Below are 24,865 nucleotides of genomic sequence, written 5' to 3'. Positions count from 1 at the left end.
AGAGGGCCGGGGTGAGGGCATCAGACCGCACGCTTGCCCAACGGCACCACCAACGGCGTACCCGCCACCGGATCGTCAATAATCATGCAGCGCATGCCGTAGATCCGCGCGATCAGATCCGGCGTCACAATTTCCTTCGGCGCGCCCTGCGCCACAATCTCGCCGTCGCGCAGCGCAATCAAATGCGTAGCGTAGCGGCACGCCTGGTTTAAGTCGTGCAGCACTGCCGCCAGGGTGTAGCCCTGCGTGCGGTTCAGTTCGCTCAGCAGCTCCAGCAGGTCAATCTGATGGCTGATATCCAGCCAGGTCGTCGGCTCGTCCAGCAGCATGATGGAGGTCTCCTGCGCCAGCACCATCGCGATCCACGCGCGCTGACGCTGCCCGCCGGAGAGGGTGTCCACGCTCTGCTGGGCGAGCTCGGTAATACCCGTCGCCTGCATCGCTCGGTTCACCGCCTCGTCATCCTCTTTACGCCAGCGGGTAAACAGCGGCTGGTGCGGATAGCGCCCGCGGGAGACCAGCTCCTGCACGGTAATATCCCCCGGCGTGGTGGCGTTTTGCGCCAGCAGCCCAATTCGGCGCGCCACCTCTTTGCTGGCGAAGCGCTGGATCTGCTCCCCGTCGAGGAACACGCTGCCCTCAACCGGCGACATCAGGCGGCTCAGCGTGCGCAGCAATGTCGATTTGCCGCAGCCGTTTGGCCCGATGATGGCGGTGAAGTGGCCGTCCGGAATGGCAACGGATAAGTCCCGGGCAATGATTTTTTTACCGTAGCCGAGGGTCAAGTTTTCGCCGCGCAAGCGGGGTGTTGAATCTGTCATTTCTTGCGTGACTCCTGAACGAGCAAGACGATGAGGTAAATCCCGCCGAGGCTGACGGTCACCACGCCCACCGGCAGTTGATAAGGCGTAAACAGCCGCTGAGCGCAGAGATCGGCGGCTAGCAGTAATACTGCGCCGCATAGCGCTGCCTGGGTTAATCCCCAGCGCGCGGTGCCGCTAAGTCGCCGCGCGATATGCGGCGCGACAAGGGCAATAAACGAGATCGGCCCGGCGATGGCGGTAGACGCTGCGGTCAGCAAGACCGCCACCAGCATCAGCATCAGGCGCGAGCGCTCTACGCTCACGCCCAGCGCGCAGGCGCTGTCGTCGCCCATCTCCAGCAGGCGCATGCGCCTGACCAGCAGCAACGCGCCAATAAACATCAGGATAATCAGCGGCGCGGCGGGCCAGGTTTTTCCCCACGTCAGACCGTTGAGGGAACCGGCGTACCACAGCCCGGCGGAGAGTGCGGTTTCCAGCGACGCCTGTAGCAGAAGCCAGGTGTTAAACGCCATCAGCATCGCGCGGATGCCGATCCCGATGATGATCAGGCGGAAGGTGTCGATGCCGTTGCGCCAGGCCAGGGCCCAGATAAGCAGGGAGGTGAGAATGCCGCCCGCCATCGCCGTAAAGGTAATGGCCATGAGATGCTGCCCGAACAGCACCATCGCCACCAGCACGCCGCTCCACGCGCCGGTATTCAGGCCCATCACGTCCGGGCTGCCGAGGGGGTTACGCATAAGCGACTGGAATATCGCGCCGCTGACGCCAAGCGCCGCGCCAACCAGGATCGCCATCGCCACGCGCGGCAGTCGCCATTCGGTGACCACCATGGTGATGTTACGCGGCGCGCTGCCGGTGAGAGCGTGAAAGACCTGCGCGAAATCAAGCGTTACGGCACCGCTTTGCAGGCTCCAGACCGCCAGCAGCAGACTGGCGACGACCAGCAGGGCGACGCTGGTGAGTAATCGACGGGACGGGGCCATCATGCGCCACCCCCGCGTCTGCGTCGTACCAGGAAGATCAGCACCGGCGCGCCGATAAAGGCGCTGACCACCGAGACGCGCAATTCACCCGGCACCAGCAGGCGGCCCAGTACGTCGGCAAACAGCAGCAGGGCAGGGGTCGCCAGCAGCGTGACCGGCAGCGACCAGCGGTGATCCGCCCCCACCAGCCAGCGCGCCATGTGCGGCATCATCAGGCCGATGAAGGCAATCGGCCCGACGACGGCGGTCGCGCTGCCGCACAGCACGGTGATGACAAGCAGGCCCGTCAGCTGCGTGCGCGCCACGCGGTTGCCGAGGGCGGTCGCGGTGTCGCTGCCGAGGCTCAGGCTGTTGAGCGCCCGGCTTAAACACAGCGCTACGGCGGCAGAGATAAACACCGGGAATGCCACCACTTTCAGGGTATCAAGGGTACGGATATCCAGCGAACCGGCCTGCCAGAAGCGCAGCTGGTCATACACGTCCGGGTTGAGCAGGGCGATGCCGTTCGATAAGCCTTCCAGCACCGCCGCGAGCGCCACGCCCGCCAGTGTCAGACGTACCGGGCTGAGCTGTCCGCCGCCCTGGCTGCCGGTAAAGGCCACCACCAGCGAGGCGGCCAGCGCGCCGCAGAAGGCCATCACCAGCTGTTCAGATGGAGAGGTGAAACCAAACAGCGCCGCGCCGAGCACAATGGCGAAACTGGCACCAGAGTTCACGCCGAGAATGCCAGGGTCCGCCAGCGGGTTGCGGGTGAGGGTTTGCATCAGGGCACCGGCAAGCCCGAGTGCGCCACCGGCCAGCAGGCCGGCAAGGGTGCGGGGCAGGCGGGCGTCGAGCACGATAATGCAGTCGGCGCTCTGGCAGGTACCGGAGAGCGCATCGACAATAACGGACGCGGGCAGCGGCTTCGCGCCAACCAGCAAACTGAGTGCAATCGCAAGGATCAACAGCAGCAATAAAACGGGCACGGCTACGGCGCGCACCGCGGAAGAGGAAAACGACATAGCAACGTCCATGATGTGATAATGATAGTAATTATCGTTATCTATCTTATTTGGCTATGTTAGCATGTGCGCCCATGGAAATGGTAGACCGATACCTCAAGGCCTTGTCATGAATCAAAAATCCTGGCTGCTCAACCTCAGCCTGCTGAAAACGCACCCGGCGTTTCGAGCGGTTTTTATCGCCCGCTTTATCTCCATTTTATCCCTCGGCCTGCTCGGGGTCGCCGTGCCGGTACAGATCCAGACCATGACCCACTCCAGCTGGCTGGTGGGGTTATCCGTCACCTTAACCGGCGGGGCGATGTTTATCGGCCTGATGGTGGGCGGCGTACTGGCGGACCGCTACGAGCGTAAAAAACTGATCCTGCTGGCGCGCGGCACCTGCGGGGTGGGCTTTGTCGGGCTGTGTCTGAACGCAATGCTGCCGGAGCCGTCGCTGATGGCGATTTATGCCCTGGGCCTGTGGGACGGCTTTTTTGCCTCGTTAGGCGTGACGGCGCTGCTGGCGGCCACGCCCGCGCTGGTCGGGCGCGAAAACCTGATGCAGGCGGGGGCGATCACCATGCTCACCGTGCGCCTCGGTTCGGTGATTTCGCCGATGGTCGGCGGCCTGCTTCTGGCGACCGGCAACGTGGCGTGGAACTACGGCCTTGCCGCGGCGGGAACCTTTATCACCACCCTGACGCTGCTGCGTCTGCCGCTCCTGCCACCGCCGCCGCAGCCGCGCGAGCATCCGCTGAAGTCCCTGATGGCCGCGATTCGTTTTCTGTTCAGCAACCCGCTGATTGGCGGCATTGCGCTGCTCGGCGGCCTGCTGACGATGGCGAGCGCCGTGCGCGTGTTGTACCCGGCGCTGGCGGGCGAGTGGCAGATGAGCGCCTCAGAGATTGGCGTGCTGTACGCCGCCATTCCGCTCGGCGCCGCGTGCGGGGCGCTGACCAGCGGAAACCTGGCGCAGAGCGCGAGACCGGGGTTAATCATGCTGGTGGCGACGCTGGCCTCGTTTATCGCGATTGGTTTCTTCAGCCTGATGCCGGTGTGGGCGCTGGGGGTGATGTGTCTGGTGATTTTTGGCTGGCTGAGCGCGGTCAGCTCTCTTTTACAGTACACCCTGATCCAGACCCAGACGCCGGAAGGAATGCTCGGGCGCATTAACGGCCTGTGGACGGCGCAGAACGTCACGGGCGATGCGATTGGCGCAGCGATCCTCGGCGGGCTGGGGGCGATAATGACCCCGGTGGCGTCGGCGAGCAGCAGCGGGTTTGTGTTAGCCGTGGTTGGCGTAATTTTATTGGCGGTTTTGGTGGAGTTGCGTCGGTTCAGGCAGAACCTGTAGGTCGGGTAAGGCGTAGCCGCCACCCGACAAAACGCCCGGTGGCGCTGCGCTTACCGGGCCTACGGGAAACGTGCCACTTATTTAAAAATTGAATTCAAACGCTGCAACACCAACAACGCGCTGTAATAATCCAGGCGGAACGTCTCCGTTCCCAGCGCCCAGACGCGCTTGTTCTTGACCGACGGCAGATGCGCCAGCAGCGGATTGGCGTAAATCGCGTCCACGTCTTTCTGGTCGCCGGCAAACACGAACAGCCCTTGGCCGTTCAGCCCCGTCGCCAGGTTTTCCCCGCCCAGCTGAATAATGTCGTGACGCTTGCCCTGGCTTTGCGAGGTGTGCAATCCATCAGGTAACGCCGCCAGCGTGAAGCCCAGCTGGTGCAGCAGCTTGCCCTGAGCCGAGTCTGTCGTCCACAGGTTCGCCGTGTGCGCCGCGGCGGTGTAGACGATGGCGTTCACCGGCTGCGGCGGCAGCTTCATCTGCTGCTTCACCTGAGCGAGCTGTTTATCGAAGGCAGCGATGCGCTCTGCGGCCTGTGTTTCCTGCCCGGTGATCGTCCCCAGCTGGGTCAGCAGTTCCTGCCAGCTTTTGTCGTCGTAGTTAATGATAAGCGTCGGGGCGATGGCGGAAAGCTGATCGTAGAGTGCCAGCGCGGAATCCCCGCCGGTGGCGCTGATCAAAATCAGGTCCGGCATCTGGGCCGCGACGGCTTCGGCGCTCGGCTCGCCGATGTACAGCCGGGCAACCTTACGCTGTTTCGCGATATCGCCCCACTGACGTAAAAAGCCCTGTGCATCCGCCACGCGGTTGTTTGGCGTGGTGGCTCCGCTGGCAATAACCGGGGCGTCAATGGCCAGCAGGGAGCCGGTTAGGGTCACGCTGGTGGAAACAATGCGCGTCGGTTTGCTCTCAAGCGTATGAACGCCGCGGCTGTCTGTGACCTGACGCGGCCAGTCGGCGGCCGTCGCTGAGGTTAGTCCTAAAACAAAAAGTCCTGTTAAAAGAAAGGCATTACGGCAAACGGCAGGGAGTTTCACAGAGCGGCATCCTGTTTTTGTTGAAGTTAATGCTTCTCATTTTCATGATTGCGGGGAAGGTATGCAAGCGTTAGTCGCACAAGTTGTTTGCTCTGCGGTTGACACCAGGGCGATGTGGGATTAGGTTAGCCGACGAAAATATAAATGATAATCATTATTACTGCTTTTATCATTTTAGGAGGATGATATGGATACGTCATTGGCTGAGGACCTTCAGCACACCGCGACCACGCTGCAATCAGACAGCTTTTTCTTTATGTCGCCCTATCGCAGTTTTACCACGTCAGGCTGTTTTGCCCGTTTTTCTGAACCCGCCGTCGGCGGTGACGATCCGGCGGGCCCCTTTCAGCAGAAATTAGCTCAGGCTTTCCAGAATGCGAAAAATAGCGGCATTGCCCATCCGGTGATGGTAGGGGCGATCCCCTTCGATACCCGCAAACCGTCATCGCTGTTTATTCCGCAACGCTGGCAAACCTTCTCCCGCCCGGCGCGTCAGCAGTCCGCACGCTACGCCTCCGGCGCGCAGACGCTGAATGTGCAACAACGCACCGAGATCCCGCCGCAGCCGGTTTTCGAGGAGATGGTCGCCCGCGCCGCGTCGCTCACCGCCACGCCGCAGGTGAATAAGGTGGTACTGTCGCGCCTGATTGATATCGCCACCGACAAACAGATTGATAGCAGCGCGCTGATGGAGCGTCTTATCGCCCAGAACCCGGCTAGCTTTAACTTCCACGTACCGCTGGAAGACGGCGGCGTGCTGCTGGGCGCCAGCCCGGAACTGCTGCTGCGTAAAGAGGGCGCGCACTTTAGCTCGCTGCCGCTGGCGGGCTCTGCGCGCCGTCAGCCGGACGATGTGCTGGATCGCGAAGCGGGCACTAAGCTGCTGGCCTCCGAAAAAGACCGTCACGAGCACGACCTGGTAACGCAGGCGATGAAAACCATTCTGGAACCGCGCAGCCATCATCTGACCATGCCGGCTTCCCCGCAGCTCATCACCACCCCGACGCTGTGGCATCTGGCGACGCCGGTAGAAGGTGACGCGCGTGAAAACGAGAACGCCCTGACGCTGGCCTGCCTGCTGCACCCGACGCCAGCGCTGAGCGGCTTCCCGCATCAGGCGGCAAAAGAGCTGATTGCCGAGCTGGAGCCGTTCGATCGTGAGCTGTTCGGCGGCATCGTCGGCTGGTGCGACAGCGAAGGTAACGGCGAGTGGGTGGTAACTATCCGCTGCGCGCGGCTGCATCAAAATACCGTTCGCCTGTTTGCCGGCGCGGGCATTGTGCCTGCTTCCTCCCCGGTGGGCGAGTGGCGCGAGACGGGCGTGAAGCTCTCCACCATGCTCAACGTGTTTGGTTTGCACTAAGGAATACTCATGACCATCCCTTTTACCCGCTGGCCTGAGGATTTTGCCCGCCGCTACCGTGAAAAAGGCTACTGGCAGGATCTGCCGCTGACCCACATCCTGACGGACCATGCGGACAACGATGCGGTCGCGATAATTGACGGCGATCGCCGCATCACCTACCGCGCGTTTAATCAGGCGGTGACGAATCTGGCGTCTGTCCTTCAGGCGCAGGGGCTGCATCGCGGCGAGACCGCGCTGGTGCAGCTCGGCAACGTGGCCGAGTTCTACATCACCTTCTTCGCGCTGCTGCAAATCGGCGTCGCACCGGTTAACGCGCTCTTTAGCCATCAGCGCAGCGAACTCAACGCCTACGCGGAGCAGATCAAACCCGCCGTGCTGATTGCCGATCGCGACCACACGCTGTTCGCGGGTGATGATTTTCTCAATACCTTTGTGGATGCGCATCGCTCGGTACGCGTTGTGCTGCTACGCGGCGATAAGGGCGAACACGCGCTGGAGGCGGCGATTGCACGCCCGGCGGACAATTTCATCCCGAACCCGACGCCCGCCGACGAAGTGGCGTTCTTCCAGCTCTCCGGCGGCAGCACCGGCACGCCGAAGCTGATCCCGCGTACGCACAACGACTACGACTACAGCATCCGTCGCAGCAACGAAATCTGCGGTATCACTGCGCACACCCGCTATCTGAACGCGCTTCCTGCGGCGCATAACTACGCCATGAGCTCGCCGGGATCGTTAGGCGTTTTCACGGCGGGCGGCTGCGTGGTGCTGGCTAACGATCCGAGCGCCACGCTCTGCTTCCCGCTGATTGAGCAGCATCAGATAAACGTCACCTCACTGGTGCCGCCCGCGGTCAGCCTGTGGTTGCAGGCGATTGCCGACGGCGCGGGGAACGCCCAGCTGAAATCCCTCGAACTGCTCCAGGTAGGCGGCGCACGTCTCTCCGCCACGCTTGCGGCACGTATTCCGGCGGAAATTGGCTGCCAGCTTCAGCAGGTGTTTGGCATGGCGGAAGGGCTGGTGAACTACACCGCCCTCGACGATGCGCCGGAGCGCATCATCAATACCCAGGGCCGCCCGATGTGCCCGGACGATGAAGTGTGGGTGGCGGACGAGGACGGCAACCCGCTGCCGCGCGGGGAAGTCGGGCGTCTGATGACGCGCGGCCCTTACACCTTCCGCGGCTATTTCAATAGCCCGGAACACAACGCCAGCGCCTTTGATGCCAACGGTTTCTACTGCTCGGGCGATCTGATCGCCATCGATGAGCAGGGTTACATCACCGTGCAGGGGCGCGAGAAAGATCAGATCAACCGCGGTGGCGAGAAGATCGCCGCCGAAGAGATCGAAAACCTGCTGCTGCGCCACGACGCGGTGATCCACGCCGCGCTGGTGAGCATGGAGGACAGCCTGCTGGGCGAAAAAAGCTGCGCGTACCTGGTGGTGAAACAGCCCCTGCGCGCGGTGGAGGTGCGCCGCTTCCTGCGCGAGCAGGGCGTCGCCGAATTTAAGCTGCCGGACCGCGTGGAGAGCGTGGATGCGCTTCCGCTCACGCCGGTCGGCAAAGTTGATAAGAAACAGTTGCGCCTGTGGCTTGCTGAACGCGCCCGGGGCTGAGGAACAGAGAATGGCCATTCCAAAATTAACCGCATACGCGCTGCCAACCGCCGCCGAACTGCCGACCAGTAAAGTGAACTGGGCGTTTGAACCGGAGCGCGCCGCGCTGCTGATCCACGATATGCAGGAGTACTTCCTGAACTTCTGGGGCGAAAATAGCGACATGATGCAGCAGGTAGTGGCGAACATCGCTAAACTGCGCGCGTACTGCAAAGAGCACAATATTCCGGTGTACTACACCGCGCAGCCGAAAGATCAGAGCGATGAAGACCGCGCCCTGCTGAACGATATGTGGGGGCCGGGCCTGACTCGCTCGCCGGAGCAGCAGCGCATCGTCGCTGAGCTGACCCCGGACGAAGCGGACACCGTGCTGGTGAAGTGGCGCTACAGCGCGTTTCACCGCTCGCCGCTGGAGCAGATGCTTAAAGAGACCGGGCGCAACCAGCTTTTGATCACCGGCGTGTACGCCCACATCGGCTGCATGACCACCGCCACCGACGCCTTTATGCGCGACATCAAACCGTTCTTTATCGCCGACGCGCTGGCGGATTTCACCCGCGACGAGCACCTGATGTCGCTGAAATACGTGGCAGGACGTTCGGGCCGCGTGGTGATGACCGACGAGCTGCTGCCGTCCGTTCCGACAACGAAAGCCGCGCTGCGTGAGCTGATCCTGCCGCTGCTGGACGAGTCCGACGAGCCGATGGATGACGAAAACCTGATCGACTACGGTCTGGATTCAGTGCGGATGATGGCGCTGGCCGCCCGCTGGCGCAAAGTGCACGGCGACATTGATTTCGTGATGCTGGCAAAAAATCCGACCCTCGATGCCTGGTGGGCGCTGCTCTCCCGCGAGGTGAAGTGATGGCTTTTGATTTCACCGGTAAAACGGTCTGGGTGACGGGCGCGGGTAAGGGCATTGGTTATGCGACCGCGCTGGCATTTGTGGAGGCCGGGGCGCAGGTGACCGGGTTCGATCTGGCTTTCCCTCACGGCGAATATCCGTTTGCCACCGAAACGCTGGACGTGGCGGATGCGGCGCAGGCGAGTGACGTCTGCGGGCGTTTGCTCAGCAGCCTTGAGCGGCTCGATGTGCTGGTTAACGCGGCGGGCATTCTGCGTATGGGCGCCACGGATCAGCTCTCGCAGGAGGACTGGCAGCAGACCTTTGCGGTCAACGTCGGCGGCGCGTTCAACCTGTTCCAGCAGACGATGGGTCAGTTCCGTCATCAGCAGGGGGGGGCGATTGTGACGGTGGCCTCTGACGCGGCGCACACGCCGCGCATCGGCATGAGCGCCTACGGCGCGTCGAAAGCGGCGCTGAAAAGCCTGGCGCTGACCGTCGGGCTGGAGCTGGCGGGCAGCGGCGTACGCTGTAACCTGGTGTCGCCGGGTTCAACGGATACCGACATGCAGCGCACCCTGTGGACCAGCGATGATGCGGAACAGCGGCGCATTCGCGGCTTTGGCGAGCAGTTCAAGCTCGGCATTCCGCTCGGTAAAATTGCCCGTCCACAGGAGATTGCTGCGACCGTGCTGTTCCTGGCATCCGATGCCGCCAGCCATATCACCTTGCAGGATATCGTGGTGGACGGCGGCTCCACGCTGGGGGCGTAATGATCTGGAAACGTCATTTAACGCTCGAGGAGCTGAATGCCACCAGCCTGAATACGATGGTGGGGCACCTTGGCATCGTCTATACCCGCCTCGGGGACGATACGCTGGAAGCGGAGATGCCGGTGGATGCCCGCACCCACCAGCCGTTTGGCCTGCTGCATGGCGGCGCCTCGGCGGCGCTGGCGGAAACGCTGGGCTCAATGGCCGGTTTTCTGATGACCCGTGACGGGCAGAACGTGGTGGGCACGGAACTGAATGCCACGCACCACCGCGCGGTCTCTCACGGTAAGGTACGCGGCGTGTGTCAGCCGCTGCATTTGGGCCGTTCCAGCCAGAGCTGGGAGATCGTGGTGTTCGACGAGCAGGGGCGGCGGTGCTGTACCTGTCGGTTGAGTACGATGGTGTTGGGGTAAGTCATTCAGCTGAAAGTGATCGGCTTAACACTGTGGTGTAAATCTCTGGTTTGGCCACGCATTATTGCGTTTCAAAGTTGTTAAATTTTATCCGTTGTTCTAGAAACAAAATGTAACATCTCACTGTTTCACAACAACGGACAACAACTATGAACAACTCAGGGAAATACCTTACGTGGGCGGTGCTCTCCGTGGTGGGAGCCTTTGCCCTGGGCTATATCGCCCTCAACCGGGGGGAGCAGATCAACGCGCTGTGGATCGTCGTCGCCTCCGTCTGCATTTATCTGATCGCATACCGTTTTTATGGCCGCTATATCGCTAAGACGGTACTGGGCGTAGACGGCACGCGCATGACGCCGGCCGTGCGTCATAACGACGGTCTGGACTACGTGCCGACCGATAAAAAAGTGCTGTTCGGTCACCATTTCGCGGCGATTGCCGGGGCAGGCCCGCTGGTGGGGCCGGTACTGGCCGCGCAGATGGGCTACCTGCCAGGGATGATCTGGATCCTCGCGGGGGTGGTGCTGGCGGGCGCGGTGCAGGACTTCATGGTGCTGTTCGTCTCCACCCGCCGCGACGGTCGTTCGCTGGGTGAGCTGGTGAAAGAGGAGATGGGCGCAACCGCCGGGGTGATTGCGCTGGTGGCGACCTTTATGATCATGGTGATCATCCTCGCGGTGCTGGCGATGATCGTGGTGAAAGCCTTGACCCACAGCCCGTGGGGAACCTATACCGTCGCCTTCACCATTCCGCTGGCGCTGTTTATGGGGATCTATATCCGCTATCTGCGTCCGGGGCGCATTGGTGAAGTTTCAGTTATTGGCCTGGTGTTCCTGGTGTTTGCCATTATCTCCGGCGGCTGGGTAGCGGAAAGCCCGACCTGGGCGCCGTTCTTCGACTTCACCGGCGTGCAACTGACCTGGATGCTGGTGGGCTACGGCTTCGTGGCGGCGGTGCTGCCGGTATGGCTGCTGCTGGCCCCGCGTGACTACCTCTCTACCTTCCTGAAAATCGGCACCATCGTCGGGCTGGCGATCGGCATTCTGATTATGCGCCCGACCCTGACCATGCCTGCGCTGACCAAATTTATTGACGGCACCGGCCCGGTCTGGACCGGTAACCTGTTCCCGTTCCTGTTTATCACCATCGCCTGCGGCGCGGTGTCGGGCTTCCACGCGCTGATCGCCTCCGGAACCACGCCGAAGATGCTGGCGAATGAAAATCAGGCCTGCCTGATTGGCTACGGCGGCATGCTGATGGAATCCTTCGTGGCGATTATGGCGCTGGTTTCGGCCTGTATTATTGACCCGGGCGTTTACTTTGCGATGAACAGCCCAATGGCGGTACTGGCCCCGGCCGGCACCGTTGACGTGGTTGCCTCTGCCGCGCAGGTGGTCAGCGGCTGGGGCTTTGCGATTACCCCTGAAACGTTGACGCATATCGCTAATGAGGTCGGCGAGCAGTCAATTATCTCCCGCGCAGGCGGGGCGCCAACGCTGGCGGTGGGCATGGCCTACATTCTGCACGGCGCGCTGGGCGGGCTGATGGATGTCTCGTTCTGGTATCACTTCGCCATTCTGTTCGAGGCGCTGTTTATTCTGACGGCGGTGGATGCCGGTACGCGTGCGGCGCGCTTTATGTTGCAGGATCTGCTGGGGGTGATCTCCCCGAACCTGAAGCGTACCGATTCACTCCCGGCTAACCTGCTGGCGACGGCGCTGTGCGTGCTGGCGTGGGGCTACTTCCTGCATCAGGGCGTGGTCGATCCGCTGGGCGGGATTAACACCCTGTGGCCGCTGTTCGGTATCGCCAACCAGATGCTGGCGGGCATGGCCCTGATGCTCTGTGCCGTAGTCCTGTTCAAGATGAAGCGCCAGCGTTACGCATGGGTGGCGCTGGTGCCAACGGCGTGGCTGCTGATCTGTACCCTGACCGCGGGCTGGCAGAAAGCCTTCAGCCCGGACAATAAGGTGGGCTTCCTGGCGATCGCCAACAAGTTCCAGGCGATGATCGACAGCGGTAAGATCCCGGCACAGTACACCGAATCTCAACTGTCGCAGTTGGTGTTTAACAACCGTCTGGACGCCGGGCTGACCATCTTCTTTATGGTGGTGGTTGTGGTGCTGGCGTTGTATTCTCTGAAAACCGCGCTGGCGGCGTTGAAAGTCGACAAACCGACGGCGAAAGAGACGCCGTATGAGCCAATGCCTGAGAACCTGGACGAGATTGTCACCCAGGCGAAAGGGGCGCATTAACCCGTGTGCCGGGTGGCGGCTTCGCCTTACCCGGCCTACATTTCCTGTGAGATCAGAACTATGTTCGACACCCTTTCCAAAGCAGGTAAATACCTGGGCCAGGCCGCTAAAATGATGATTGGCGTGCCGGATTACGACAACTACGTCGAGCATATGCGCGTCAACCACCCGGACCAGACGCCCATGACCTACGAAGAATTTTTCCGCGACCGTCAGGACGCCCGCTACGGCGGCAAGGGCGGGGCGAAGTGCTGTTAACCCTCTTTTGGTAAATAGAGGCTGATCTGCTCCTGTTTACAGCCGTAAATTGCCGCCAGCTTTTCGCGGGTGCGCTTTTGCGGTCGGGAGTCCAGCGCTTCCAGCTGTGACACGGCGGACTGGCTGATGCCAAGCTTCTCCGCCACCTCCTGCTGGGACATGCCGCGTAAAATGCGCCAGGCGGCCTGTAGGCTGACGTTCTCGTTATGCATGATGTCGCATACTTCACCAGGTAAACCTACGTTATCGTAGATATCTGATTCATAAGGGATGTCTTCCCAGTCGCTTTCATCCTCATCGTCATACTCAAGCGTGGCTAAACGCATGCGAAAATATTCACTATAAGGAATGACAACATACTGTTTTTTCCCTTCTTTATCCTTTATGAACTGAACAGTCATATTCCGTATGCTCCTCATGAAGGTAGGTGGTTGTTGTCCGGCGTTTAACCGCCACTACGTAGCAGATATCACCCGGCGGATCCCCGAAGGTGTAAATTACCCTGTAATCACCTAATCGCAGCCTGTAGTGGTTTTCGGGAGATGATAATTTCTTGATATCCGCGACAGGTGATGTTTTATCATCCATCTTCTCCAGCCTGAATTTAATGCGGTTCTGATATCGCGTATCGATTTTAGAAAATTGCTTCTCAGCGGTCTTTGACCAGACAATCTTCATCCGTACCTCCACTGTACGCCCACACAAAATATAAGGAAATAATAAGACTATTAGATAAATTCCGAATTTCTTATGGGTACTGTAGAGCGGAGAAAAACCGCGAGAAAGCGGCAAACCGCGAATCGTCGAGGCGGCTCGAACAGGCCTCTGCCGGGCGACAGAGGCATACAGTAAATTTGCGATCAGGCGTTCAGACCGCCGTCTACGTCCAGACCGGTGCCGGAAATTTGCCCCGCGGCCCCAGCCCACGACTGGCGCCAGTAACCAGCGCCTTTTTACCTGTTAAATCGATCTGCATGATGACCTCGTTGCAAGAGTGGAGAGAATCATCATTAGGTATAGCCCGTTGGCGCGATTAACGGCTGAAGGATTCCACCTTCGCAAACGCGGCGCGCAGCACCTCAGGCGTTAACGTCACCGGCAGATAGTGAATCGACTCCACCGGGCGCAGGGTGTGGGCAATGACCTTATCCAGCTCGTCGCGGTTGTGAATATCGACGTCCAGCTCGCGAAGCGTGGTCGGCAGATTGAAGCGCTGGTACGCCGCCACCAGCTGCGCCAGCACGTCGTCCTGACCGAGCAGGGCGCTCTGCACCAGAATGCCGTAGGCCACCTTGGTGCCGTGCAGGTATTTTTCCGTCTGCGGCAGCACGGTTAAGCCGTTGTGCACCGCGTGCGCCGCCGCCACGCGGGTATAGCGCTCACCCAGACCGCCGACCATTCCGCCTCCGGCAATAATCGCATCCACCACGTCCCGGAACGCCTGCGTCTGTTCGCCGCGCTGCTGATCCGCAAGCGCTTCTTCGCTGCGTGCCAGCAGCACGTCACGGATCGCCAGCGCACCGTTCAGGCCAAGACGCACGGTCAGCGGCAGACTCTCAGGTTGAGGGGCGAGCACCGCCGCTTCGTACCACTTCGCCAGCGTATCGCCGATGCCCGCCAGCAGATATTCCGCCGGGGCGTTAAGGATGATCTGCGGCTCCACCAGCACCAGAAAGTTGGCGTCGTCAAAAATCTCAAACTGTAGCGCCTGACCGGCATCGTTGTACCAGACGGAGAGCGGGGTCCACGCCGCGCAGGTGGCGGCGATAGTGGGAATGCCTACGAACGGCACGCTCAGACGACGCGCCACGGCCTTGACGGTATCCATTACCGCACCGCCGCCCACGCCAATCACCACGCTGGTTTCACTACCCGACTCGTTCACCAGATGGGTGACGTCACGCTCGCTGCAATGGCCCTTAAACAGCAGATGTTTTGCCCCCGTCGCGTTAAAACTCTGCGGCAGATAAGGGCGTGCGCCCTCGATTGCCCGCTCGCCGTAGATCCACACCGCGCGGGAAAGCTGTTCCGGAGTAAAGAAATCATCCAGGTGGGCAAGGCTTCCCGGATGAGAGAAGTAGTTCGCCGGGCCGGGCACGACGCGGATATCGGTGTTGCTCATGAAGTTGTCCTTTTTTAGCAAGCGCTAACCCGATGTTATGTCTGGACATCCGGATGGCTAATAATATTTTGCTTTAACTTATGCCTTTTACGTCGTTGTCAGTCAACAAGAGCTGTGAAAAATTCGCTAAATCAGAAGAGTAATGAAGGATTTACGCGGATGGTTTCCAGTCGCCTTGAGATGCGCGGTATCAGCCTGGCCTTTTCCGGCTTTCAGGCCCTGTCGCGCGTGGATTTCACCCTGAACGGCGGGTCGGTGCATGCGCTGACCGGCGCCAACGGCGCGGGGAAATCGACGCTGATGGCGGTGCTGTGCGGGACGCACGATCGTTATGAAGGCGAAATCTGCATTAACAACCAGCCGGTAAGTATCCGCGAGCCGCTGGACGCCAAACGGCTGGGTATCCACCTTGTGCAGCAGGAGGTGGATGTGGCGCTCATCCCCGGGTTAAGCATTGCCGAAAACATCATGCTCGACCAGCTGGCGCATCCGGGGCATCGCTACAGCTGGCGCGACATCCGCCAGCAGGCGCGGCAGGCGCTGGCGCAGCTGGATGTTTCGCTCGACGTACGCCGCTCCATCGACAGTTGCACGCTGGCTGAAAAACAGCAGATTTTGCTGGCGCGGGCGCTCTCGCACCACTGCCGTTTTCTCATCCTTGATGAGCCCACCGCGCCGCTGGACGCGCACGAGAGTGAGCGTCTGTTTGCGGTAGTAAGACGTCTGCAACAGCAGGGTATCGGCGTAGTGTTTATCTCTCACCGCATTCACGAGCTGAAGGCCATCTGCGACACCCTGACGGTGCTGCGCGACGGCAGGCTGATTGAGTCCGGCCCGATGGCGGATCTGAGCGGCGAAGCGATTGTTGAGAAGATGCTCGGCCACGAGCTGAGCGATATCTATCCGCCCCCGCGCCCGCCGCACGGTGAGGAGACGCTGCTGCGGGTGGAAGGGCTGCACGACGATGCGCTGCTGAAAGATATCTCCCTGCACCTGCGCAAAGGTGAAATCCTCGGCATTGCCGGGCTGGCGGGGGCGGGGAAAACGGAACTCTGCAAGGCGCTGTTTGGCGCCAGCAAAAGCCGCGTCGCGCGCGGCGAGCTGAACCATCAGGCCTGGAAACCGCGCGATCCGGCAGACTCGGTACTGCGCGGTCTGGCGCTGGTGCCGGAGGAGCGGCGCAAAGAGGGCATTTTTATCGACGAGCCGGTGAGCATGAACCTTGCCGTGTGTGCCGATAACAGCTTCTCGCGCTGGAGCCTGTTTGGTCATCGTCAGGCGTGGCGCTGGGCAGAAGAGGTGATCGCCCGCGTCGGTGTGCGCACGCGCGGGCCGGGGCAGGTGCTGCGTCGGCTTTCCGGCGGTAACCAGCAGAAGGTCGCCATCGGCAAATGGCTGCGCAATGACGCCAGCGTGCTGATATTCGACGAGCCGACCAAAGGCGTGGACGTGAAGGCCAAAACCGATCTGTTTCAGCTGATCGACGGCCTGGCGCGCGAGGGCAAAGGGGTGATTTACGCCTCGGGCGAGTTCGCCGAGCTGGTCGGGCTGTGCGACCGCATCTGCGTGCTGTGGGACGGACGCATCTTGGCGGAAATCGCCGGAGCCGAGGCCCGGGAAGAGACACTACTTTATTATTCAACCGGAGGAACGGCGTCGTGAGCAAGGCCCTTTCAGTGAACGCGGCGGCGTCTGGCCGTCAGCAGATTTTCGATTTTCTCTACAGGTGGGGCATGCTGTTGACCGTCGTCGCGCTGGTGGCGGTGTTTGGCCTGGCGTCGGACAGCTTCCTCGATCCGAACAACATCATCAACATTCTGCGCTCGATTGCCATCGTGACGGTGATTGCCATCGGCGTCTCGATTTCGCTGACCGTCGGCGGGTTCGATCTCTCGGTGGGGTCAACCGCGTCGCTGGCGAACGCGCTGGTGATTTCGCTTTTCGTCTGGCACGGCTTCGGCACCACCGAGTCGATTCTGCTGACCCTTGCGCTCTGCACGCTGGTCGGCCTGTTTAACGCCTTTCTGATCGTCATCCTGCGCATTCCGGACATGCTCGCGACCCTTGCCAGCCTGTTTGTCATCCAGGGCGTGGCGATGACCTACAGCTACGGCGGGTCGATTACCGAGAACATGGTGCTGCCGAGCGGCGACATGGCGGAAGGGACCATTCCGGCGGCGTTCAGCCTGCTGGGGCAGGTGCCGACCATTGTGATCGTCATGCTGGTGGTGACGATTCTGGCGCAGTTGGGCCTGTCGCTGACCACCCACGGACGCCGGATGTACGCCATTGGCGGCAACCCGGAAGCCGCGCGTCTCTCCGGTATTCGCACCACGCGCTACAAGGTGGCGGCCTACGTGATCGCCTCGCTGCTGGCGGGACTGGGCGGAATTTTGCTGGCTTCGCGTATCGGTTCATCGCAGGTGAATGCGGGGGGCGGCTACCTGATGGATGCGGTGGCGGCGGCGTGGATCGGGTTCTCGCTGGCCGGGTCCGGCAAGCCGAACGCGCTGGGCACGCTGGTGGGGGCGGTGATCCTCGGCGTGCTGTCGAACGGGCTGGTGATGCTCTCCGTGCCGTATTACGCCATGGACATTATAAAAGGGCTGGTGCTCGCGATGGCACTGGCGATTACTTACATACAAAAACGCTGACAACACAACGGGATAATAAATGAAAAAGATTGCGCTCTCTTTGGTAGCTCTTGGATTACTCACTTCTTTGCCGGGCCTGGCGGCTACCCCCGCGCCGGTTCCGGCCGCCATTGCCAGCCATGACGGCCCCATTCGCATTGCGGTGATCCGCAACCTGGGCTCGGACGACAACACCACGCAGTTTGTTGCCGGGGCGATTCAGGAAGGGAAAAAGCTCGGCTTTAAGGTCAGCACGTTTTTAAGTAACGGGGACGACGCCAGATTCCAGGATTTCGTGAACCAGGCCATCAGCCAGAAATACGACGGGATTATTCTCTCTCAGGGGCGCGATCCGTACTCCACCGCGCTGGTAAAGAAGGCGGTGGATGCCGGGATTAAAGTTTCGGTGTTTGATACCGCCGTGAACGGCGAGATCCCGGGCGTAACCGTTACCCAGCAGGACGATGCCTCCCTGACCAACCTCTCTTTTGGTCAACTGGCGAAAGATTTCAACGGCAAGGCCAATATCGTCAAGCTGTGGGTCGCGGGCTTCCCACCGATGGAGCGCCGTCAGGCGGCCTACAAAGAACTGCAAAAACAGTATCCGGAGATTAAAGAGCTGGAGTCCATCGGCGCGGTCTCCTCGGACGTGCAGGGCGACACCGCCAACAAGGTGGGGGCGATCCTCGCGAAATACCCGAAAGGTAAAATCGACGCCATCTGGGGGACCTGGGATGCCTTCAGCCAGGGCGCGTATAAGGCGCTGAAAGAGAACGGCCGCACCGAGATCAAGCTCTACAGCATCGACATCTCCAACCAGGATCTCCAGCTGATGCGCGAGCCGGGTAGCCCGTGGAAGGTGAGCGTGGCGGTAGATCCGAAGCTGATTGGCGCGACCAACGTACGCCTGATAGCCAATAAGATTGCCGGAGAAGCGACGCCTGCTACCTACGATTTCAAGGCGGCGGCTATTCCGCAGGCGCTGCTGACCGCCCAGCCGGGCGCGGTGAACGTGGCGTCTCTGGGGAAAATCATTCCAGGCTGGGGCCAGACGGAAGATTTTATCGCGCCGTGGTTTGCGACGCTTGCCGCTAAAAACAAGTAAACCAAGCCGGGTGGCGGCTGCGCCTTACCGGGCCTACATTTCGCACCCGTAGGCCCGGTAAGCGTAGCGCCACCGGGCGTAAGGAGCATAAGGTGTCTCAATTACCCCCTCCCGAATACAGCCGCAATATGCGGCTGATTGGCCATAGCGACCAGGGCGGTCGTCCGGACGGTGTACAGCTGATGGTGCACCGTGGTTTCGCCTATATCGGTCATATGGTGTCGCAGGGCTTTTCCATTGTCGACGTGCGCGATCCGAAAAAACCAAAAGCCGCAGGTTACGTGCCCGCGCCGCCGGGTACCTGGAACGTACACCTCCAGGCGCACGACGATTTGCTGCTGGTGATTAACGCCCGGGATCTGTTTGCCGATGCGCGTTTTGCCGATGAGAAGGTCTACTACACCCGCCAGGTGGGGGAGACCGTCAGCGACGTGCAGGATAAAGGCTGGAGCGCCGGGCTTCGCGTCTTTGATATCTCCACGCCGGACAGGCCGCGCGAAATCGGCTTTCTGTCGCTGAGCGGCATCGGCATTCACCGCATCTGGTACGTCGGTGGCCGCTGGGCCTACGTTTCAGCGCTGATCGACGGCTTTACCGATTACATTTTCCTGACTATCGATCTGGCGGACCCGCGTAAGCCTGAAGTCGCGGGGCGCTGGTGGCTGCCCGGGATGAACCAGGCCGAAGGTGAGAAGCCGGGCTGGCCGGAAGGCAAACGCTACGCGCTGCACCATGCGATTATTGCCGGCGACACCGCGTATGGCAGCTGGCGTGACGGCGGCCTGACGCTGCTGGACGTGAAGGACCGCGCGCAGCCGAAGCTGATTAGCCATCGCAACTGGAGCCCGCCGTTTGGCGGCGGAACGCACACCGCGCTGCCGCTGCCGGACCGCGACCTGCTGGTGGTGCTGGACGAAGCGGTGCTCGACAATCAGGAAGACGGCGAAAAGCTGATCTGGCTGTTTGATATCCGCGAGCCGTCGAACCCGGTCAGCATCTCGACCTTCCCGCAGCCGGATGAAACCTACTACGTGGCGAAAGGGGCGCATTTTGGCCCGCACAACCTGCACGAGAACCGGCCGGGAAGCTTCGTCAGCTCAACGCTGATCTTCGCGACGTACCAGAACGCGGGCGTGCGCGCGTACGATATTTCCAATCCGTATCGCCCGGTGGAAACGGGGGCGCTGGTGCCCGCCGCGCCGGAGAGAATGATGGACACGCGGCCGAATCGCCCGCAGGTGATCCAGTCGTGCGACGTGTTTGTGGATGCGCAGGGGATTATTTACAGCACGGATTATAACGGCGGGATGTCGGTGATTGAGTATCTGGGGTGAGTGCGGTTTGATGCCCTCACCCCGGCCCTCTCCCACAGGGAGAGGGAGAAAATCAGCTGTACTGCCGCACTCGCGCCACCAGCTCTTCCGCGCTGTCGATGCGGTCGGCAATGACAATCAGCGCTTTACCGAGGGATATTGCATGGCGGAGGCATTCGTGGCGCATGGCTTCATCCTGGATGGTGTCGATATCCGCCACGTGTGAAAGCCCGACGCTGCGGCGAATCAGCTCGGTGCCGCAGAACCCGATGGCGTCATGCCAAACCTTTTTCAGGAACGCGGAGGCATAGCCCGGCGCGCTGAGTGCGGCGTCGCGGGCTTTCTCGTTTGCCAGCGCCTGGAAGCGCTCCGCGAAGGTGTTCCACAGTTCCTGAATATCGGTCAGGCGCTGCTCGCGCGCGGCGGCGGCATCGCGAATGCCGAGGTGCCCAGGCAGGCCGCAGAAGTTCAGCAGCAGGTTGCCGATGGCGGTGCCAACGTCAAAGCCAATCGGCCCAAAATAGCCGAACTCAGCGTCGATGGCCTTCAGGCTGCCGTCGGCCACAAAAATCGAACCGCTGTGAATGTCTCCGTGCAGCAGGGCTTCGGCGTGCGAGAAAAAGCGGTGCTTGAGGGAGGCCACGGCGATTTTAAGCTGGGCGTCGTCGCGCAGGGCGGCAACATCGTTTTCCAGCTCGGCCGGGTAGCTGTTGCGCGCGTGGATCTGGTACGGATCGTTAAAGAACAGATCTTCGGTGATCTCGCACATCTCCGGGTTGATGAATTTCGCTACCTGCGCTTTTTTATCGTGCGGATGCAGATAAAAATCGCTGGTGTGAAACAGGGTGTGAGCCAGATATTCCCCCAGCTGACGCGCCGCCTGGGGGTAGTAAATGTTGTTAATCAGCTCGCCGCGCCAGATGCGATGGCTGGAGAGATCTTCCATCACCATCACCGCCAGTTCCGGGTCAAAGTGGTGGATTTTCACCGTGTGCTGCGGGCTGTGCTGGTAATGCTCGACCAGGGTTTGCGCTTCAAGACGGGCACGATCCAGCGTCAGCGGCCAGGATTCGCCGACGCAGCGTACATAGGGCAGCGCCTGCTTAACGACGATGCGGCTCACGCCCGCGCGGTCGAAAATTTTAAAGACCAGGTTGAGGTTGCCGTCGCCGATTTCCTGCGCCTCTACCAGCGATGAAGGATCGTCAAGTCCGCCAAACTGCCTGGCATACTCCACGGCGTCCTGAGCGGTAAAGGTACGGTATTGCGACATGGCCTGCTCCTCAGTTTTGCTAATTAAGACATGTAGACGTCTATACATCTGGATTTCATCCTGACACAATGTGCTACAACAACGCAACAGGGAATTAACGACATGCAGACATTACAGACGACCAGCCTGCGGGTGGCGGATAATCAGCTCTTTATTCTCGACCAGCAGGCGCTTCCACAGGAGAAACGCTGGCTGGATGCCTCGACGGTCGAGGTGCTGGTCGGGCACATCCACGCCCTGCGGGTGCGCGGCGCGCCGCTGATTGGTCTCTCTGCAAGCCTGTTGCTGGCGCTGTTAGCGGAAAGCGGCAAAAGCCGCGACGAGCTGGCGGTGGCGCTGGAAACCCTGCGCGCCTCCCGCCCGACGGCGGTGAACCTGATGAACAATCTCGACCGCATGAAGCTGGCGCTGTGGCAGGAAGATTATGTTCCGGCGCTGGTGGCTGAAGCGCTGCGGCTGATTGACGAAGACAAACGGCTCTGTGACGCTATTGCCAGTGCGGGCAGAGCGCTGGTGAAGCGCGGCAGCCGTCTGCTGACCCACTGCAACACCGGCGGGCTGGCGACGGCGGGCGTCGGTACCGCGCTGGGGGTGATTGCTCGCGCGCATCAGGAAGGCAAGGTAAGCAACGTCTGGGTGGATGAAACCCGTCCGCTATTGCAGGGCGGCAGGCTGACCGCGTGGGAACTCGGCGAGCTGGGCGTACCGTATCAGCTGATTACCGACTCCATGGCCGCCAGCCTGATGGCAAAAGGGCAGGTGGACGCCGTGTGGGTGGGTGCAGACCGCATTGCCGCCAACGGCGACGTGGCGAACAAAATCGGCACCTATTCCCTGGCGGTGCTGGCGAAGTTTCACGGCATTCCGTTCTACGTCGCTGCCCCGCAAACGACCCTCGACCCGGACTGCCCGAACGGTGACGCAATCCCGATTGAGCAGCGCGCGGCCAGTGAAGTGACGGGCGTGGCGGGGAGCTTTGGCGTGGTGCAGTGGGCGCCGGAAAACGCGCAAGTCTACAACCCGGCGTTTGACGTCACCCCCGCCTCGCTGATTAGCGGCTGGGTGCTGGATACAGGCGTGGTCACGCCGGACGAGGTAGCGAAAGGGAAATTCGTGAGCAGCATGAACTGATGGGCTTCCCCGAAGGGGGGAAAACGCTGTTCATGTCAAAGACACGTTTTTTTCCTGGTCGCTCTCATCTGACGGAATATGCGTTCACCATTTTTACCAAAATATCTTTCCGGCCATATCACATCCGGTGGAATGTTCAACGCCTGAGCGATAATCAATTCACCCTTTGGCCACGGGCGCGAGAGTGTATTTGCTAATGTGGATGAAGAAAGGCCGGCCTTGCGTGACAACGCTGCCAGGCTTGTTCCTTGTTTCTTTAATGCCGCAACAATATCGGCAGGATGCCAGTTTTGACGTTGCATTCTTTACTCCTTACAGGTTTGCGTTACGCACTCAATTAACCTGTTTTGGGATAAAAAGGCAATAGGTGGATATTCGATTTCAGGATATTTGTATGGAATCGGAACAATGGCCTCAGTTTATTCAGAAGAATACCAGCTTGTTATCAATGCGTTGAAGAAAGCTCGTAAAGAGAAGGGGATTACTCAGGCCCAGCTTGCGGAGGCTTTGGGGAAACCCCAATCGTTTATCGCTAAAGTGGAAAGTGGTGAACGCAGGTTAGACGTAGTGGAGTTTGTGCATCTGGCGAGGCTGGTTGGCGCTGATGTGCAGAGGATTATCGCCAGTATTTGATTAATGTCTGAATATGGAACTGACCACCAGAGCCGTATGTTCCCCCTCACCCCAGCCCTCTCCCACAAGGGAGAGGGAGAAAAGATCATGCCAGGCGTGGATACGCATCCGCAATCGCATCCCCGGTAAACTGTGCGACCCAACCCTCCGGGTTATCGAAAATACGAATCGCCGTAAAGTTCGGCTCTGAGCCCATATCAAACCAGTGCGGCGTGCCCGCGGGAACGGAAATCAGGTCGTTTTTCTCGCACAGCACCTGATACACCTCATCGCCGATGTGCAGGCAGAACAATCCCGCCCCTTCCACGAAAAAGCGCACTTCGTCTTCACCGTGAGTGTGTTCGTTCAGAAACTTCGCGCGCAGCGCCTCTTTCTGCGGATTGTCGGCGCGCAGGCTGATCACATCCCAGCTCTGGTAACCTTTCTCTGCCACCAGCTTGTCGATCGCATGCTGATAGGCCGCGATCACGGCTTCTGGTGCGGGATCGTGTCCTAAATCGCGATCCGCAGCCCAGCGTTCAAACCGCACGCCTTTGGCGTTCAGCTGTTGGGCAATCTCGGCGGCGTCGGTGCTGTGCCACTGGTGCTGACTGGCGTCTTTATCGGAATAAATGGTCAATGCGCTCATGAAGGGATCTGCTCCGGATTGATCTCGTCAAACTGGTGGATCTGATGATGATGGCTTGCGCCGTCATCTTCACCGCGAATCAGTTGCAGGGTACGAAAACCCGCCTGCTCAGCTGCGTCCAGCTCCTGATGAATATCCGACAGAAACAGGATCTGCGACGGGGCAATGCCCGTTTGCGCCGCAATATTTTGATAAGACTGCACCTCGCGCTTGGCGCCAATGTGGGTATCAAAATAGCCGCTGAACAGATGAGTAATATCACCTTCGTCGCTGTAGCCAAATAACAGTTTCTGCGCGGTGACGGAGCCAGAGGAATAAACATAGAGATCAATCCCTTGCGCCTTCCATTTTTCCAGCGCGGGCAGTACGTCAGGATAGAGGTGTCCGGTAAAGTCACCGTTGACGTAACCGTCCTGCCAGATGATGCCTTGCAGGGCTTTGAGCGCCGTCGATTTGCGGTCTTCATCCATAAAGGTAAACAGTACGTTGATGAGATCGCTGACGCTGGCATGCGGAGCGCTGATTTCATCGCGCAGGTTGTCCAGAATCGATTTGACCGGCTCGGCGTACTGCTGCGCGGTCACAAAGGCCGCCAGCCGCTCACGCGCGTAGGGGAACAAAACATCATGGACAAAACGGATATCGCTGGTGGTCCCTTCAATATCCGTCACAATCGCGCGAATCATACTCTCTCCCATTGTCGTAAACGCATTTCGCATTCAAATAAGAATTCTAACCCTTCCAGATGACGGCGGGCTTCGGCCACGTCGCGTCCCCAGCAGGTTAAGCCATGACCGCGCAGAAGAAAACCATAATTAAGCGGGCGTTCCTGCGCGTAATGGGCGATGCGCGAGGCGAGGGCGTCGATGTCCTGGTCGTTATCAAACACCGGGATGGCCACCGTATCCTGGTGCGTGGTCTGCCCGGTAAGGGATTTTTGCATCTCGAAACCGGTGATCTTCAGCTCGGCCTCGTTGACCAGACGCGACAGCACCGTGGCATTGACAGTGTGAACGTGCAGGACGGCGTTAGCCTCGGGAAACAGGCGATAGATGAGGGTATGCAGCCCGGTCTCTGCCGACGGTTTACGGCCAGACGGCGCACGGTTGGTGGCGATTTCAACCTGTAGAAAATCGGCGGTGGTCAGGCTGCCTTTATCTTTTCCGGATTCGCTCAGCCAGCACAGGTGTTCATCCTGACGCACGGACATATTGCCGCCGGTAGCGGGCGCCCAGCCTTTAGCGCCAATCCAGCGGCAGGCCTCGACCAGGTGTGTGAGTTGCAGGTTGTCTGTCATTTCCTTTTACCCTCTCGGTC

At 60.3% G+C, this 24,865-nt stretch carries 26 protein-coding genes; 14 read left to right on the top strand and 12 right to left on the bottom strand.

What is annotated here, in order from left to right; all coding sequences use genetic code 11:
* Positions 1-20 precede the first annotated feature (20 nt).
* Genes fepC through fepD form a run of 3 tightly spaced genes read right to left on the bottom strand, consistent with a single transcriptional unit; the run spans position 21 to position 2,811 of the window.
* Positions 21-821, bottom strand: coding sequence for an iron-enterobactin ABC transporter ATP-binding protein (gene fepC / locus H2Z33_RS01850; RefSeq protein ID WP_063134778.1), 801 nt, complete (start codon positions 819-821; stop codon positions 21-23).
* Positions 818-1,807, bottom strand: coding sequence for an iron-enterobactin ABC transporter permease (gene fepG, locus H2Z33_RS01845; protein ID WP_026094382.1), 990 nt, complete (start codon positions 1,805-1,807; stop codon positions 818-820). The genes fepC and fepG overlap by 4 nt, the downstream gene beginning before the upstream one ends.
* Positions 1,807-2,811: a Fe(3+)-siderophore ABC transporter permease gene (gene fepD / locus H2Z33_RS01840; RefSeq protein WP_017382515.1), complete on the bottom strand. Its 1,005-nt coding sequence runs from the start codon at positions 2,809-2,811 to the stop codon at positions 1,807-1,809. The genes fepG and fepD overlap by 1 nt, the downstream gene beginning before the upstream one ends.
* Positions 2,812-2,920: 109 nt before the next feature.
* On the opposite strand from fepD, the gene entS reads away from it, so the two are divergent.
* Complete coding sequence (entS, locus tag H2Z33_RS01835; RefSeq protein ID WP_017382514.1) at positions 2,921-4,147, top strand: enterobactin transporter EntS; 1,227 nt, start codon at positions 2,921-2,923, stop codon at positions 4,145-4,147.
* Positions 4,148-4,224: 77 nt separating this feature from the next.
* On the opposite strand, the gene fepB is transcribed toward entS, so the two are convergent.
* Positions 4,225-5,184 carry a Fe2+-enterobactin ABC transporter substrate-binding protein gene (gene fepB / locus H2Z33_RS01830; RefSeq protein WP_047637524.1) on the bottom strand — a complete coding sequence of 320 codons (960 nt, stop codon included), beginning with the start codon at positions 5,182-5,184 and terminating at the stop codon, positions 4,225-4,227.
* Positions 5,185-5,371: 187 nt separating this feature from the next.
* On the opposite strand from fepB, the gene entC reads away from it, so the two are divergent.
* The 7 genes from entC to H2Z33_RS01795 all read left to right on the top strand — a co-directional run bounded on the left by entC (position 5,372) and on the right by H2Z33_RS01795 (position 12,710).
* A complete protein-coding gene (gene entC / locus H2Z33_RS01825) occupies positions 5,372-6,547 on the top strand; it encodes an isochorismate synthase EntC (RefSeq protein ID WP_017382512.1) in 1,176 nt (391 codons plus the stop codon).
* Between the two features lie 9 nt (positions 6,548-6,556).
* Positions 6,557-8,167, top strand: coding sequence for a (2,3-dihydroxybenzoyl)adenylate synthase EntE (gene entE, locus H2Z33_RS01820; protein WP_017382511.1), 1,611 nt, complete (start codon positions 6,557-6,559; stop codon positions 8,165-8,167).
* 10 nt (positions 8,168-8,177) lie between these two features.
* Entirely contained in the window at positions 8,178-9,032 is an 855-nt protein-coding gene (locus tag H2Z33_RS01815) for an isochorismatase (protein WP_015571175.1), read from the top strand.
* Positions 9,032-9,784 (top strand): 2,3-dihydro-2,3-dihydroxybenzoate dehydrogenase EntA, encoded by a 753-nt coding sequence (gene entA / locus H2Z33_RS01810; RefSeq protein WP_015571174.1) that lies wholly within the window; start codon positions 9,032-9,034, stop codon positions 9,782-9,784. Before H2Z33_RS01815 ends, entA begins: the two co-directional genes overlap by 1 nt.
* On the top strand, positions 9,784-10,197 hold the full coding sequence (entH, locus tag H2Z33_RS01805; RefSeq protein WP_015571173.1) for a proofreading thioesterase EntH: 414 nt from the start codon (positions 9,784-9,786) through the stop codon (positions 10,195-10,197). Before entA ends, entH begins: the two co-directional genes overlap by 1 nt.
* Before the next feature lie 149 nt (positions 10,198-10,346).
* Complete coding sequence (cstA, locus tag H2Z33_RS01800; RefSeq protein ID WP_015571172.1) at positions 10,347-12,452, top strand: pyruvate/proton symporter CstA; 2,106 nt, start codon at positions 10,347-10,349, stop codon at positions 12,450-12,452.
* Between the two features lie 60 nt (positions 12,453-12,512).
* Positions 12,513-12,710 (top strand): YbdD/YjiX family protein, encoded by a 198-nt coding sequence (locus H2Z33_RS01795; RefSeq protein WP_006809671.1) that lies wholly within the window; start codon positions 12,513-12,515, stop codon positions 12,708-12,710.
* Here H2Z33_RS01795 and H2Z33_RS01790 read toward each other — a convergent pair.
* The 3 genes from H2Z33_RS01790 to H2Z33_RS01780 form a co-directional block, all read right to left on the bottom strand.
* Positions 12,707-13,111 carry a helix-turn-helix domain-containing protein gene (locus H2Z33_RS01790; RefSeq protein ID WP_063134779.1) on the bottom strand — a complete coding sequence of 135 codons (405 nt, stop codon included), beginning with the start codon at positions 13,109-13,111 and terminating at the stop codon, positions 12,707-12,709. The genes H2Z33_RS01795 and H2Z33_RS01790 overlap by 4 nt on opposite strands.
* On the bottom strand, positions 13,086-13,388 hold the full coding sequence (locus H2Z33_RS01785) for a type II toxin-antitoxin system RelE family toxin (protein ID WP_015571170.1): 303 nt from the start codon (positions 13,386-13,388) through the stop codon (positions 13,086-13,088). Before H2Z33_RS01785 ends, H2Z33_RS01790 begins: the two co-directional genes overlap by 26 nt.
* A 355-nt stretch (positions 13,389-13,743) precedes the next feature.
* Positions 13,744-14,832, bottom strand: a complete 1,089-nt coding sequence (locus tag H2Z33_RS01780; protein WP_047741145.1) for an oxidoreductase — start codon at positions 14,830-14,832, stop codon at positions 13,744-13,746.
* Positions 14,833-14,991: 159 nt separating this feature from the next.
* On the opposite strand from H2Z33_RS01780, the gene H2Z33_RS01775 reads away from it, so the two are divergent.
* From H2Z33_RS01775 to H2Z33_RS01760, 4 genes are all read left to right on the top strand, one after another.
* Positions 14,992-16,494: a sugar ABC transporter ATP-binding protein gene (locus H2Z33_RS01775; protein ID WP_063134780.1), complete on the top strand. Its 1,503-nt coding sequence runs from the start codon at positions 14,992-14,994 to the stop codon at positions 16,492-16,494.
* On the top strand, positions 16,491-17,486 hold the full coding sequence (locus H2Z33_RS01770; protein WP_032103096.1) for an ABC transporter permease: 996 nt from the start codon (positions 16,491-16,493) through the stop codon (positions 17,484-17,486). Before H2Z33_RS01775 ends, H2Z33_RS01770 begins: the two co-directional genes overlap by 4 nt.
* A 19-nt stretch (positions 17,487-17,505) precedes the next feature.
* Positions 17,506-18,570: a sugar ABC transporter substrate-binding protein gene (locus tag H2Z33_RS01765; RefSeq protein ID WP_015571167.1), complete on the top strand. Its 1,065-nt coding sequence runs from the start codon at positions 17,506-17,508 to the stop codon at positions 18,568-18,570.
* 92 nt (positions 18,571-18,662) lie between these two features.
* On the top strand, positions 18,663-19,904 hold the full coding sequence (locus tag H2Z33_RS01760) for an LVIVD repeat-containing protein (protein ID WP_074133767.1): 1,242 nt from the start codon (positions 18,663-18,665) through the stop codon (positions 19,902-19,904).
* A gap of 52 nt (positions 19,905-19,956) precedes the next feature.
* Here the strand turns inward: H2Z33_RS01760 and mtnK are convergent, their stop codons facing one another.
* The gene (gene mtnK, locus H2Z33_RS01755) at positions 19,957-21,156 is read right to left on the bottom strand and encodes an S-methyl-5-thioribose kinase (protein WP_017694331.1); all 1,200 of its coding nucleotides are present in this window, start codon (positions 21,154-21,156) and stop codon (positions 19,957-19,959) included.
* A 102-nt stretch (positions 21,157-21,258) separates the two neighbouring features.
* Between mtnK and mtnA the strand changes: the two genes are divergently transcribed.
* Positions 21,259-22,287: an S-methyl-5-thioribose-1-phosphate isomerase gene (mtnA, locus tag H2Z33_RS01750; RefSeq protein ID WP_063134782.1), complete on the top strand. Its 1,029-nt coding sequence runs from the start codon at positions 21,259-21,261 to the stop codon at positions 22,285-22,287.
* A 35-nt stretch (positions 22,288-22,322) separates the two neighbouring features.
* Here mtnA and H2Z33_RS01745 read toward each other — a convergent pair whose 3' ends face one another.
* Positions 22,323-22,589, bottom strand: a complete 267-nt coding sequence (locus tag H2Z33_RS01745; protein WP_032652939.1) for a helix-turn-helix domain-containing protein — start codon at positions 22,587-22,589, stop codon at positions 22,323-22,325.
* 106 nt (positions 22,590-22,695) lie between these two features.
* On the opposite strand from H2Z33_RS01745, the gene H2Z33_RS01740 reads away from it, so the two are divergent.
* On the top strand, positions 22,696-22,920 hold the full coding sequence (locus tag H2Z33_RS01740) for a helix-turn-helix transcriptional regulator (protein ID WP_032652941.1): 225 nt from the start codon (positions 22,696-22,698) through the stop codon (positions 22,918-22,920).
* A gap of 85 nt (positions 22,921-23,005) precedes the next feature.
* Here H2Z33_RS01740 and H2Z33_RS01735 read toward each other — a convergent pair whose 3' ends face one another.
* From H2Z33_RS01735 to H2Z33_RS01725, 3 genes are read right to left on the bottom strand one after another with little or no spacing between them, the layout of a single operon-like run.
* Positions 23,006-23,548 carry a 1,2-dihydroxy-3-keto-5-methylthiopentene dioxygenase gene (locus H2Z33_RS01735; RefSeq protein ID WP_023315605.1) on the bottom strand — a complete coding sequence of 181 codons (543 nt, stop codon included), beginning with the start codon at positions 23,546-23,548 and terminating at the stop codon, positions 23,006-23,008.
* On the bottom strand, positions 23,545-24,234 hold the full coding sequence (gene mtnC / locus H2Z33_RS01730) for an acireductone synthase (protein WP_032647663.1): 690 nt from the start codon (positions 24,232-24,234) through the stop codon (positions 23,545-23,547). Before mtnC ends, H2Z33_RS01735 begins: the two co-directional genes overlap by 4 nt.
* Positions 24,231-24,845, bottom strand: a complete 615-nt coding sequence (locus H2Z33_RS01725) for a methylthioribulose 1-phosphate dehydratase (protein ID WP_017382494.1) — start codon at positions 24,843-24,845, stop codon at positions 24,231-24,233. The genes mtnC and H2Z33_RS01725 overlap by 4 nt, the downstream gene beginning before the upstream one ends.
* Between the last annotated feature and the right edge of the window lie 20 nt (positions 24,846-24,865).

It is taken from the genome of Enterobacter sp. YSU (assembly GCF_016082135.1).
GTDB lineage: Bacteria > Pseudomonadota > Gammaproteobacteria > Enterobacterales > Enterobacteriaceae > Enterobacter > Enterobacter hormaechei_C.
Note: the sequence above shows the minus strand (reverse complement) of the source record. Positions and strands in the feature narration are given on the sequence as shown.